An 11,839-nucleotide genomic window follows, 5' to 3' on the forward strand; every position below is an offset into this window, starting at 1 on the left:
AGTTGCGATCCTCTCTTGTGCCCCTGTTCCTGCTTGCACTGCCATTTCTTGAAATTGCCGGCTTCATTGTGGTTGGCAGCAAGATCGGTGTTCTGGCAACACTCGGCCTGATCATCCTGTCGATGTTCCTCGGTGTTTTTCTGTTGCGCCTGCAGGGATTTGGCATCCTGCAGAAAATCCGTTCGGAAACCGCCGCCGGCCGGACACCGAGCCGCGAACTCGTGCACGGCGTCATGCTGTTCTTTGCCGCGTTCCTGCTGATCGTTCCCGGCTTCATCACGGACATTATCGGCCTGCTTTTGTTCATACCCGCCATTCGCGATATTGGCTGGCGTTTTGTCCGGAGCCGCGTGGTCGTGGTCAATCCTGCAGCAACGGGCCATTCCCGGCCGGGTCGCTCCGCTGATCGCGTCATTGAACTTGACCCGGAGGATTATTCCAGGAAATCCGACCCCAACTCGCCATGGAGCCCGAAAGAATAGCGTGCGTGCATCAGGACGGTTCCTCCCGGCTTGCCTCGCTGGGGCTCTCATGCTAGCCAGCCATCATTCATTCGATAACCGCCGAAGCGGACGCAACGAGAGAAGGTTTCCAGACAATGGCTCAAAAGCCTGATGAAAATGCCGAAAACGGCAATGAAGCGACCAATGGCAATGGGAGCGTCCAGCAGCAGACACTGAACATTCTTGCTCAGTACGTGAAGGATTTGTCCTTCGAAAGCCCAGGCGCGCCTCTGTCGCTACGCCCACGGGACAAGGCTCCCGGCATCAGCATCAACGTGAATGTCAACGCCAATCCGATTGCCGAGAACGATTTCGATGTCGTTCTGACCCTCACGGCCCGTGCCGGTGAAGGCAAGGAAGTTCTGTTCAACGCGGAGCTCGTCTATGGCGGCGTTTTCCGTCTGGAAGGCTTCCCGCAGGAACATCTCCTGCCGCTGCTTTTCATCGAATGTCCGCGCCTGCTCTTCCCGTTCGCCCGGCAGATCATTGCGGAAGCAACCCGCAATGGCGGCTTCCCGCCGCTGATGATCGACCCGATCGACTTTGCACAGATGTTCCAGCAGCGCATGGCTGAAGAACAAGCCAAGTCGATGGTCAGCTAAGCCAACGGTTCTACTGGATAGCAAAAACCCGGGTTCGACCCGGGTTTTTTGTTGCCGCGATTTTTACCGTGCTGCTATCCGTTCGTTCCAGATCGCTTTTTCGCCAATCTTTTCGACCAGCTTTTCGTGCGCCTGCTTTTCCGAATCGGTGAGGCGGGATGGCAGCGGTACCGCGCGGCGCGCAATAACAACAACCGTTTCCGTATTGGCGGATTGCTTGTTGTCTGACTGTTCGGCAACGGTCAGACCGAGCGCTGCCTGTTTTCCGCCGATCAGTTCGATATAAACTTCCGCCAGCAACTGCGAATCGAGCAACGCGCCGTGCATCGTGCGGTGACTGTTGTCGATGCCGTAACGACGGCACAGGGCATCCAGGGAATTTGGGCCCATCGGATGTTTGCGGCGCGCGAGTGCCAGCGTATCGATAACCCGGTCATTGCTGATGGGGGGGTGCCCCAGGCGGTTCAGCTCGGCATTGATGAAGCCCATATCGAATGTGGCGTTGTGGGCGATCAGCTTTGCCCCGTCGATGAATTCGAGAAAACCGTCGACGATTCCGGCAAAGACCGGCTCATCCTTCAGGCGGTCATTGCTGATGCCGTGAACGGCCAGCGCATCCGGGTGGACCTGTTTGCCATCCGGATTGATGAAAACATGAAATGTGTTGCCGGTCGGGAAACGATTGACCAGTTCCACCCCGCCAATTTCGATGATGCGATCATCCAGCCGGTCGAGCCCTGTTGTTTCCGTATCGAATATGATCTCACGCATGGAATCTTCCTTTGACCCAAATTTCATGAATTGACCGGCCAGCGCAAGGCCGGAGCAGCGGTTTCCCCGCTTTCCGCCTGTCAGGAACCCGTGAGAATCCGGATTATCTCGTTGATCTCGGCCCGCGTCGCATCAAATGTCTGGTCCGTGTTGACGACAAAATCGGCACGGGCACGTTTCTCGGCGTCGGGAGTCTGGCGCTCAAGAATTGCTTCGAGTTTTTCGGGGGTCATGTCGGCCCTGGCCAATACCCGCCTTTTCTGCACATCTGCCGGTGCGCTGACAACAAGGATCTTGTCCACCCGCTTATCCCCGCCGGTCTCGAACAGCAGCGGAATATCGATAACGGCAAGCTTCGCACCTCGGGATTGAGCGCCATCGCGGAACGCGTTCTCTTCGGAGCGAACCATGGGGTGGATAATCGATTCAAGCTTCCGAAGTGCCTTGGGATTGCCAATGACCGCTGCCGAGAGCCTAGCGCGATCCACCACGCCGTTTTCCGTCGTTCCGGGAAAAGCCGCTTCAATCAAAGGGGCCGCCGCGCCGGAATATAGCCGGTGAACCGTTTCATCGGCGGAATAGACCGGAACGCCCGCATCCATGAACATTTGCGCGGCTGTCGATTTACCCATGCCGATCGATCCGGTGAGACCCAGCACGATCATTTTGCTTTCCCCGCCGCCATATCGGCCAGAATGAGATTTCGCAGCTCTGCCGTTACATCCGGCCGTTTGCCGAACCAGTGTTCGAAGCCCGGTACGGCCTGGTGCAGCAACATGCCCAGTCCATCGGCGGTTTCGAGACCGCGGAAGCGTGCTGCGCGCAAAAGCGGCGTTTCCAACGGCACGTAGACAATGTCGGTCACCAGCGCATCCGAATCAGCCTGGGTAAGGTCAATCACCAGCTCGTCTTTACCCGACATGCCGAGCGACGTGGTGTTTACAACCAGTGACGCGCCCTTCAGCAATTCCGGCACGGCGTCCCACCCATGGGCACCTCCGGAAATTCCAAACCGGTCTGCCAGTTCCTGCGCCCGCTCCATGGTCCGATTGACGATCCTGATGTCGGTGAAACCGCGCTGCTTCAACGCAAAGATCACTGCCCGGCTTGCTCCGCCCGCACCCAGCACCAAAGCGCTCTTGCGCTCACTCCAGCCGGGGCTCAGCGAGTCCAGATTTGCCAAGAACCCGTAAGCATCCGTATTACCGCCATGCAGAATGCCATTCTCGAACCAGAGCGTGTTCACCGCACCGATTTCTTCGGCGGCAGAATCACGCTTCCCACACAGGGAAAAAGCCACTTCCTTATGCGGGATGGTGACGTTACCGCCGACAAACCCATTGTCATTCAACGTGCCGATAAAGCCGGCAAAAGCGTCCGGTGCAACCTCTATCGCCCGGTAGGAGCCGTCCAATCCGAATTGCCTGAGCCAGTAACCGTGGATGAGCGGCGAGCGTGAATGACGGATGGGATAACCCGTTACGAAAGCGCTGGGATGATCAGCCATCGATCGCACCCTCCCGGCGCAGTTCATTCAGCAACGGCAATAGCGGGAGGCCGACAATGGTAAAATAATCTCCGTCTACCTTTTCGAACAGCTGCACGCCTTCGCCTTCATACTGATAGGCGCCGACACTTTGCAGAGCGACGGCACCAACCCGTGCCAGGTGCCGTCCAATGAAAGCCGGATCGAGATCACGCAATGTCATGCGCGCCACCGAAACGTGCCGCCACACCGTCTGCCCGCCCTTGACCAGAACAATCGCGCTGTTCAGGTGATGAGTCCTACCGGAAAGCCTGAGCAGTTGCCGACGCGCGGCCTCCATATCGGCAGGCTTGTGCAAAACCTCGTCGCCCAAGGACAGGGTTTGATCCGAACCGATCACCAATGCGTCCGGGTTGCGCTCACTGACATCGAGCGCCTTTGCTTCGGCCAGAACAAGCGCGACGTCCTCCGGCGTTGCACCGCTCTTATAGAGAGGCGCTTCTACCGCCCGCTCATCGATATTGGCTGACTGTGCGGTAAAAGCGATGCCGGCGTTTTTCAGGAGCATCGCGCGGAACGGACTTTTGGAAGCAAGAATAATCTGCATTTGTGTTCTTCTCTGATTAACAATGCGGCTATCGCCCCTGGGAACGCAGGGCGAGAACCGCCGCCGCCGTTTCTTCAATGGAACGGCGTGAGACGTCTATCATAGGCCAATTATAGCGATGGCAAATCTGCCGCGCATAGGAAAGCTCTTCAATAATGTTGGCCCGGTCAAGATAGTGATCCGTATCGAAGCCCGGGGTTGCCCCGAGAATGCGATGCTGGCGCACCTGTGAGATCCGCTCTGCCGAGGCAATCAGGCCAACAATCAGCGGCCGCTCCGCATTGATAATCACATCGGCAATGGGCACACCGGGAACGATGGGCACATTGGCGGTCTTGATGCCGCGATTGGCGAGATAAATGCTTGTCGGGGTTTTCGACGTCCGTGAAATGCCGATCAGAATGACATCGGCTTCTTCGATATCGAGCGGCAGCTGGCCGTCATCATGCTCCATGGTGAAATTCAGCGCATCGATGCGGCGGAAATATTCCGCATTGAGCACATGCTGTGCCCCAACCCGCCGTCCCGCCGGAGCACCGAGATAGGACTGGAATATGCTGAGGACCGGTTCAAGAACGGACACGCAGGGAACGCCAATCGTCGCGCAGCTTTCATCGATCATTGCCGCCAGCCGTTTGTCCACAATGGTATAAAGGACAATGCCAGGTTCTGCATCGATACCTTCAAGCACCTTTTTGATCTGCTTTTCCGTGCGAATGAGCGGGTAAACATGTTCAATGGCGCGCGCATGCACATATTGCGCCGCGGCTGCGCGGCCCGCCGCTAGGAGAGTCTCTCCGGTCGCATCAGAAATCATATGAAGATGGAAGTAGTTGACTGGCTTTGTCACAGAAAACTCGACTCCCTGTTGATGACTGGGGAGAATTCTCCCGGTTTTGAACAAGCAATGGCAGCCATGTGAATCATTGGCAAGTCATCCACAGCGAGCCCACTTGTGGATGACTCTTCCGCGCACCGCTGCGATCTGGGGATTGTTGCGACTCTTCGTCCGTTGTTCCCCGCATTCCCACATGGATATCCACAGATCGATATTATTCAACAGACTGATAATAAACGGAATTTTACTTTATTACCGCTTTTCCTGAAATTTGCTTTATGGTTTTCCCTGTTTCGCATCGCTCCGGTTGCCTGTGGGAAAAAGTTGGCAATCTGATAATTCCCGATACAAACAGACTCTAAGAATCAGAAAATCAGAAAATATCCAATTTTCTTTTTTGTAAGACAAAGCTGGAGAGAGACGGAATGGTCCGCAAAGTGATGAAAGTCCTTAGAGGCGAGACAGTTTTTCCGCCTCCCATCTGGATGATGCGCCAAGCTGGACGCTATCTTCCTGAATACCGGGAAGTCAGGAAAAACGCCGGAAGTTTTCTGGATCTCTGCTATTCGCCGGATCTCGCCGTCGAAGTGACGCTGCAGCCGATCCGCCGTTTCGGATTTGATGCGGCAATCTTGTTTTCCGATATTCTTGTCGTGCCGCATGCGCTTGGCCGTGATCTGCGCTTTGAAGAGGGCAGAGGCCCTTTGATGACGCCGATTGATGCGGATGGCATTTTCTGGCTTGAACCCAATGGGGCTGTGGAACGCCTGGAGCCTGTCTACGAGACGGTTCGGCTGCTCCGGCATCAACTGCCACAGGAAACCACCTTGCTTGGCTTCTGTGGCGCTCCATGGACCGTGGCGACCTATATGATAGCGGGTCATGGAACACCGGATCAGGCACCGGCCCGCCTCTTCGCCTACCGCTATCCGGATGCCTTCCAGAAACTGCTGGACGAACTCGCCGATGTTTCAGCGGAGTATCTGATCCGCCAGATCGATGCCGGTGCTGACGCGGTGCAGATTTTTGATTCCTGGTCTGGTGTTCTCGACGAAGCCTGCTTCGAGCGGTTCTGTATCGCTCCCGTGGCCAGGATCGTCAAAAAGGTGCGTGCATCCCACCCGGATGTCCCGATCATCGGTTTCCCCAAGGGCGCCGGCGCGCTTTACGTGAACTATCGCGAACGCACCGGGGTGACAGCCTTGGGCCTCGACTGGACGGTGCCGCTGTCGCTGGCGTCTTCACTTCAAGGTGGAGGAGCAATTCAGGGCAATCTTGATCCCTTGCGTGTTGTTGCTGGCGGCCGGGCGCTGGATGAAGGCGTGGATGCCATTCTTGACGGGCTGGGTCATGGCCCGCTGATCTTCAATCTTGGTCATGGCATCACACCCGATGCTCCCGTGTCCCATGTGGAACAGATGGTTGCGCGCGTGCGGCAGGCAACGGCCAGGAACTGACGCGCTGAAAACCGGGGATTGATTATGAGCAGCAACGAGATGCCGGTCCAAAATTCAAACAAGACAGCATCGATGGCAAAGGCGACCGGTATTGCTCTTGCCTTGGTTGTTGTGACCCTGGTCTATCTCTATCCCGACAACGCCTATCTCTGGGTGAAGGCATTGCATGTGATTGCCGTCATCTCCTGGATGGCCGGGATGCTCTATCTGCCGCGGCTGTTCATCTATCATTGTGCCGCCGAAAAAGGCTCCGTCCAATCGGAAACGTTCAAGGTGATGGAGCGCCGGTTGCTCAAGGCTATCATCAATCCGGCCATGATGGTGACATGGGCCGCCGGACTTTGGCTCGCGTGGCGAACGGTTGCCTATATGGACGGCTGGTTTCATGTGAAATTCCTGGCCGTCCTGATCCTTTCCGGCATCCACGGCTACTTTTCCAAGGCTGTCCGCATGTTCGCTGAGGATAGAAACGCAAAGCCTGCCCGTTTCTGGCGGATGATGAATGAAGTGCCAACGGTTCTGATGATCATTATCGTGATCATGGTCATCATAAAGCCATTTTGACTCATCATTTTATTTTCTGCCTGATATCAATACCACTCATGAAACCCCTTGCCCTTGCAGTCATGATTGGCTAGATAGGGGCTCTTCTCTGGAAATACCGCCATAGCGATCTTCAGCCATTCATACATGGCACTGCATTCCGGCATCGTCATTTCCCTTCCCCATTTCAAACCTATAAGATTAAGAGTTCCGCACACATGCAGGAAATGAAACTACAAGAACTCAAGAACAAGACGCCGGTTGATCTTCTGGCGTTTGCTGAAACACTGGAAGTCGAAAACGCCAGTGTCATGCGCAAACAGGAATTGATGTTTGCGATCTTGAAGAAACTGGCCTCCCAGGATGTCGAAATTATCGGCGAAGGCGTGGTCGAGATATTGCAGGATGGCTTCGGCTTCATGCGTTCTGCCAATGCAAACTATCTCCCAGGCCCCGACGACATCTATATCTCCCCATCGCAGATTCGGCGGTTTTCGCTGAAAACCGGTGATACCGTTGAAGGTCCGATCCGTGGGCCCAAGGAAGGTGAGCGCTATTTCGCCCTTCTCAAGGTCAACACCATCAACTTCGAAGACCCGGAAAAAATCCGCCACAAGATCCACTTCGACAATCTGACACCGCTCTATCCGAATGAGCGTTTCAAGATGGAGCTGGAAAATCCGACCACCAAGGATTTGTCAGCCCGTGTCATCGATCTGGTGGCACCTCTCGGTAAAGGCCAGCGCGGTCTCATCGTCGCTCCGCCCCGTACCGGTAAAACCGTTCTCCTCCAGAACATTGCCCATTCCATCACTGCCAATCATCCCGAATGCTATCTGATCGTTCTTCTGATCGATGAACGTCCGGAAGAAGTCACGGATATGCAGCGTTCCGTAAAGGGCGAAGTGGTCTCCTCCACATTCGATGAGCCGGCGTCCCGCCACGTTCAGGTGGCCGAAATGGTCATCGAGAAGGCGAAGCGCCTTGTTGAACATGGCCGCGATGTGGTCATCCTGCTCGATTCCATTACGCGCCTTGGCCGCGCCTACAACACCGTGGTGCCGTCATCCGGCAAGGTTCTGACCGGTGGTGTCGACGCCAACGCGCTTCAGCGCCCCAAGCGCTTCTTCGGTGCGGCACGCAACATCGAGGAGGGCGGATCGCTGACGATCATCGCGACAGCTCTTATCGATACGGGCAGCCGCATGGACGAAGTTATCTTTGAAGAATTCAAGGGTACGGGCAATTCGGAAATCGTGCTCGACCGCAAGGTTGCCGACAAGCGCATTTTCCCGTCCATGGATATTCTGAAATCCGGCACCCGCAAGGAAGACCTGCTCGTACCGCGTCAGGATCTGCAGAAGATCTTTGTCCTGCGCCGTATTCTGGCCCCGATGGGCACCACGGATGCGATCGAGTTCCTCATCGACAAGTTGAAGCAGACCAAGACCAACGGCGAATTCTTCGATTCGATGAATACGTAACAGTCCTAGGATTGCGGTTTGAGCAGCGCTGCCAGCGCCTCGGCTGTTTCCACAGGCGCCAGACACACGAACCCGCGGCAGAGATAGGCCGCGGGTTTTTTTATGATGATTGCTCCGCTGCCGGGCACCAACTCGATTGTGGTGTTTTCTCCAAACTCCATCCAGATATCGGTACGGCGCGGATCCGGATAATCGTTTGCAAGCTGCAGGAGCGGATGGCTTTTGTCCGGAGTGACCAGGACAAGCTTCATCGGTTCCAACAGCAGGCTTGCGCTGTTGAGAACACCAGCCTGGCCATAACGTTGTTCAAGCACACGACCGAGCGCGTTTTCAGCGAGTTCCTCGGCCCGCTGTTGTAGTGCGTAGTCCGATGTTGCCGTTGCCAGACGCGAGATGGCTTCGATGATCTGCCCGGTGGCACTCGGTATGGCCTCATCCTGATCACCGCGCACGCGGATGATGACATCGGTGCTGTCGGTGGCGCTGAGGGCATGATTGCCATCTTCCGTAAGATGCCAGCGATCGAGAGACTGGAGCCAAAGAGCCGCGTCGTCGAGAAACGCTTTGTCCTGCGTCGCTTCGTGGAGGGAGACGGAGGCATTGATCATGGATGCATAATCCGATGACAAGCCGGGAAAAAGGCGGGATTGTTCCAGAACGGAATGCGGCAGACGTCCATCAACCATCGATTCGGATATGGAACGATATGCGCCCAATGCCAGATCCAGCCAATCCTTGCGCTGGAATAACCGCGCCGCTTCCGCGAGCGCACGGATCATCAGCCCGTTCCAGTCGGTGAGTGACTTGTCGTCGCGATGGGGGTGGACCCGGTTTTCGCGGCGGTTGAAAAGTATCTGCCTGGCCTTTGCCAAATGTGCCTCGGTGTCTGCATCTGATAAGCCGGGCGAGGTCAGGCGATTGAGAATGGTTTTGCCTTCCCAGTTTCCCTCTGGACGGACATCGTAAACCGTACGAAAGATATCGAAATCCGGCGTCGTCGGAATTTCATCCGCGGACCAAACGTAGAACCGGCCCTCTTCACCCTCACTGTCGGCATCCAAGCTCGAGGCAAAGCACTGACCATTCGCCAGCATTTCGCGCTCGAGCCAACCGACAGTTTCTTCGATTCGCAGGCGGAACAATTCATCTTTGGTTTCAGCATAGGCATACGTCGCGTGACGGATGAACTGGGCATTGTCGTAGAGCATCTTTTCAAAGTGCGGGACAAGCCAGCGATCATCGACGGAATACCGGGATAGCCCGCCGCCGAGATGATCGTAGATGCCGCCCTGCAGCATCATTTGCAGGCTCTTGAGAAAGGCATCCCGATGCTGGACATTTCCGGTGCGCAGCCAGGAAAGCCAGAGTGTGTCCATGAAAGGCGCATTGGGAAATTTGGGAGCGCCGGTCAAGCCGCCTTTCTGCATGTCGATCATGCCGGATATATTGGCGGAAAACTGATCAAAGATATATTTATCCAGCGCGGCCGGGCCCGCTTGGGCGTCAAGGCGGGCGCTGACATGGCTGGTTAAGGCATCGACGTTCTGGGTGACACGCGCGCGGTCTTCGCGCCATACCCTGTCGATCGACTGCAACACGTCGACAAAACCAGGGCGGCCATAGCGTGAGTTCTTGGGAAAATAGGTTCCGCCCCAAAACGGCTTTGCCTCCGGTGTAAGAAACATCGTCAGCGGCCAACCCCCCTGCTCTCCCATCGCACCAAGAGCTGCCATGTAGATCTGATCGATATCCGGCCGTTCTTCCCTGTCCACCTTGATATTGACGTAGTGGGCATTCATCAGGTCAGCAACGTCGCCATCTTCAAAGCATTCGTGTGCCATGACATGGCACCAGTGACAGGCAGCGTAACCAACGGACAGCAGAATGGGCTTGCCCGTTTCTTGTGCTTCCGCGTGCGCAAGCTTTCCCCATGGTCGCCAATGCACCGGGTTGCCGGCATGCTGACGAAGATACGGGCTGGACTCGTTCCCGAGCAGATTGGCTTGCTGATACATTGGATTACTCCGCTCTTCCCGAATGCCGGCTTGAGGGTTATCAAGACATCCAGTGTAGCCGTGGATAAATGCAAATGAAACAGAACCAGAATTTCAGCGAGACTATTTTTGCCCTGTCCAGTGGGCGGCTTCCGTCTGGTGTCGCCGTGATCCGCATGTCCGGATCGAAGACTCGATTCGTTATCGAAACAATTTGCGGTAACCTTCCTCAGCCACGGCAGGCTGAGCTGCGTACGTTCCGCGATGCGCTCGGTAGTCCTGTTGATCGGGGACTCGTGTTGTTTTTCTCCAATCCCCATAGCTTTACCGGTGAGGATTGCGGCGAGTTTCAGCTGCACGGCGGTCGCGCGGTTGTCGATGCAATGATTTCGCTTCTCTATACCTTTGACAATTGTCGCTTGGCCGAACCCGGTGAGTTCACGCGGCGCGCCTTTGCGAATGGAAAATTCGATCTGACGGTGGCTGAAGGTCTCGCGGATCTGATCGCCGCTGAGACTGATGGTCAACGCCGCCTGGCACTGCAGATCGCATCCGGTTCGCAAGTTCAGCTCTACTCATCCTGGCGCACCGAGATGATCCGCGCGCGCGCCTTGATTGAAGCGGAACTGGATTTTGCCGACGAATCCGACGTGCCCGGTTCCGTATCGGATCAAGTCTGGTCATCGATGCGTGATCTTGCGGAAAAGATTGAACATCACGTAGCCGATGGGAAACGTGGCGCGATGGTGCGCGATGGCTTCCGTGTCGTCATTGTTGGTGCGCCGAACGCCGGCAAATCGAGCCTGCTGAATGCCCTGGCGGGTACCGATGTGGCGATTGTCTCCGATGAACCGGGAACGACACGTGACCTGATCGAAATCAAACTCGATCTGGGAGGCCTGCCCGTCCTTGTCACCGATACGGCGGGTCTCAGGGAAACCGAGGGCAAGGTGGAACAGATAGGCATTGAACGGGCACTTGATCGCGCGCACGCCGCGGATCTGGTACTGTTGCTGACGGATATGGCGAACCCCCTTCCGGCACCATTCGTCGAGCTGGATGCAATCGATACGCTGCGAATTGGAACGAAGCTGGATGTTGTCGAGAGAACGACATCCGATAGTTATGATCTAAAAGTTTCAATCCGTTCGGGTGAGGGTTTGAATGATCTGATAGCGGCTTTGCGATCCAGGGCCGAATCTGCAGCCGGGAATCTCTCTGATCCGCTTCCTACTCGCCGCCGTCATATGGAGTTACTCGCCGAAACGAGCCGGGAAATCAATCACGCTGTGGCTGACGTAGCCGCGCCGCTGGAGGTTCGGGCTGAGTATCTACGCCGGGCCTCCCATGCATTGGGCCGGATTACCGGAGACGTGGATGTCGAGGATATTCTCGATGTGGTATTCTCACAGTTCTGTATAGGCAAATGATTCACGTGAAACATTGAAACTATAACGGTAATTTGTGCGTGCGAATTGTTTCACGTGAAACATTGTTCTTTGACTCACACTTGACTCAGGGCGTTGATTTGCTCATCAAGACACTGAATTCGAA

12 protein-coding genes are annotated in these 11,839 nt (G+C 55.8%); 6 read left to right on the top strand and 6 right to left on the bottom strand.

Translation table 11 applies throughout. The annotated features are described in order from the left end of the window. Positions 1-2 precede the first annotated feature (2 nt). Both AC1Q5O_RS12545 and secB read left to right on the top strand, forming a co-directional pair. The gene (locus AC1Q5O_RS12545) at positions 3-482 is read left to right on the top strand and encodes an FxsA family protein (RefSeq protein ID WP_288191895.1); all 480 of its coding nucleotides are present in this window, start codon (positions 3-5) and stop codon (positions 480-482) included. Between the two features lie 116 nt (positions 483-598). Then, a complete protein-coding gene (secB, locus tag AC1Q5O_RS12550; RefSeq protein ID WP_223613951.1) occupies positions 599-1,105 on the top strand; it encodes a protein-export chaperone SecB in 507 nt (168 codons plus the stop codon). Between the two features lie 63 nt (positions 1,106-1,168). On the opposite strand, the gene dnaQ is transcribed toward secB, so the two are convergent. The 5 genes from dnaQ to AC1Q5O_RS12575 form a co-directional block, all read right to left on the bottom strand. Next, positions 1,169-1,876 (bottom strand): DNA polymerase III subunit epsilon, encoded by a 708-nt coding sequence (gene dnaQ, locus AC1Q5O_RS12555; protein WP_492563396.1) that lies wholly within the window; start codon positions 1,874-1,876, stop codon positions 1,169-1,171. 80 nt (positions 1,877-1,956) lie between these two features. Continuing rightward, positions 1,957-2,541 carry a dephospho-CoA kinase gene (coaE, locus tag AC1Q5O_RS12560; protein ID WP_492563399.1) on the bottom strand — a complete coding sequence of 195 codons (585 nt, stop codon included), beginning with the start codon at positions 2,539-2,541 and terminating at the stop codon, positions 1,957-1,959. Continuing rightward, positions 2,538-3,383, bottom strand: a complete 846-nt coding sequence (locus AC1Q5O_RS12565) for a shikimate dehydrogenase (RefSeq protein ID WP_492563401.1) — start codon at positions 3,381-3,383, stop codon at positions 2,538-2,540. Before AC1Q5O_RS12565 ends, coaE begins: the two co-directional genes overlap by 4 nt. Further along, positions 3,376-3,969: a Maf-like protein gene (locus tag AC1Q5O_RS12570; RefSeq protein WP_492563403.1), complete on the bottom strand. Its 594-nt coding sequence runs from the start codon at positions 3,967-3,969 to the stop codon at positions 3,376-3,378. Before AC1Q5O_RS12570 ends, AC1Q5O_RS12565 begins: the two co-directional genes overlap by 8 nt. A 28-nt stretch (positions 3,970-3,997) precedes the next feature. Then, entirely contained in the window at positions 3,998-4,819 is an 822-nt protein-coding gene (locus AC1Q5O_RS12575) for a pyruvate, water dikinase regulatory protein (protein WP_223613946.1), read from the bottom strand. A 413-nt stretch (positions 4,820-5,232) separates the two neighbouring features. Here AC1Q5O_RS12575 and hemE point away from each other — a divergent pair, with 413 nt between their 5' ends. The 3 genes from hemE (at position 5,233) to rho (ending at position 8,291) form a co-directional block, all read left to right on the top strand. Next, positions 5,233-6,264 carry a uroporphyrinogen decarboxylase gene (hemE, locus tag AC1Q5O_RS12580; protein ID WP_492563405.1) on the top strand — a complete coding sequence of 344 codons (1,032 nt, stop codon included), beginning with the start codon at positions 5,233-5,235 and terminating at the stop codon, positions 6,262-6,264. Between the two features lie 72 nt (positions 6,265-6,336). Beyond that, on the top strand, positions 6,337-6,828 hold the full coding sequence (gene hemJ, locus AC1Q5O_RS12585; RefSeq protein WP_492563406.1) for a protoporphyrinogen oxidase HemJ: 492 nt from the start codon (positions 6,337-6,339) through the stop codon (positions 6,826-6,828). Positions 6,829-7,025: 197 nt separating this feature from the next. Next, positions 7,026-8,291 carry a transcription termination factor Rho gene (rho, locus tag AC1Q5O_RS12590; protein ID WP_091879370.1) on the top strand — a complete coding sequence of 422 codons (1,266 nt, stop codon included), beginning with the start codon at positions 7,026-7,028 and terminating at the stop codon, positions 8,289-8,291. A 5-nt stretch (positions 8,292-8,296) separates the two neighbouring features. Here the strand turns inward: rho and AC1Q5O_RS12595 are convergent, their stop codons facing one another. After that, positions 8,297-10,306 carry a thioredoxin domain-containing protein gene (locus AC1Q5O_RS12595; protein WP_492563408.1) on the bottom strand — a complete coding sequence of 670 codons (2,010 nt, stop codon included), beginning with the start codon at positions 10,304-10,306 and terminating at the stop codon, positions 8,297-8,299. A 74-nt stretch (positions 10,307-10,380) separates the two neighbouring features. Here AC1Q5O_RS12595 and mnmE point away from each other — a divergent pair, with 74 nt between their 5' ends. Beyond that, positions 10,381-11,715 carry a tRNA uridine-5-carboxymethylaminomethyl(34) synthesis GTPase MnmE gene (mnmE, locus tag AC1Q5O_RS12600; protein WP_289016196.1) on the top strand — a complete coding sequence of 445 codons (1,335 nt, stop codon included), beginning with the start codon at positions 10,381-10,383 and terminating at the stop codon, positions 11,713-11,715. Positions 11,716-11,839: the final 124 nt, after the last annotated feature.

It is taken from the genome of Phyllobacterium sp. MT110 (genome assembly GCF_058792715.1).

What these genes read in the sequence shown, in the direction of transcription:
- secB (WP_223613951.1), top strand. Translation starts at nt 599, where the DNA reads ATGGCTCAAAAGCCTGATGAAAATGCCGAAAACGGCAATGAAGCGACC.
- dnaQ (WP_492563396.1), bottom strand. Translation starts at nt 1,876, where the DNA reads ATGCGTGAGATCATATTCGATACGGAAACAACAGGGCTCGACCGGCTG.
- coaE (WP_492563399.1), bottom strand. Translation starts at nt 2,541, where the DNA reads ATGATCGTGCTGGGTCTCACCGGATCGATCGGCATGGGTAAATCGACA.
- AC1Q5O_RS12565 (WP_492563401.1), bottom strand. Translation starts at nt 3,383, where the DNA reads ATGGCTGATCATCCCAGCGCTTTCGTAACGGGTTATCCCATCCGTCAT.
- AC1Q5O_RS12570 (WP_492563403.1), bottom strand. Translation starts at nt 3,969, where the DNA reads ATGCAGATTATTCTTGCTTCCAAAAGTCCGTTCCGCGCGATGCTCCTG.
- hemE (WP_492563405.1), top strand. Translation starts at nt 5,233, where the DNA reads ATGGTCCGCAAAGTGATGAAAGTCCTTAGAGGCGAGACAGTTTTTCCG.
- hemJ (WP_492563406.1), top strand. Translation starts at nt 6,337, where the DNA reads ATGGCAAAGGCGACCGGTATTGCTCTTGCCTTGGTTGTTGTGACCCTG.
- rho (WP_091879370.1), top strand. Translation starts at nt 7,026, where the DNA reads ATGCAGGAAATGAAACTACAAGAACTCAAGAACAAGACGCCGGTTGAT.
- AC1Q5O_RS12595 (WP_492563408.1), bottom strand. Translation starts at nt 10,306, where the DNA reads ATGTATCAGCAAGCCAATCTGCTCGGGAACGAGTCCAGCCCGTATCTT.
- mnmE (WP_289016196.1), top strand. Translation starts at nt 10,381, where the DNA reads ATGAAACAGAACCAGAATTTCAGCGAGACTATTTTTGCCCTGTCCAGT.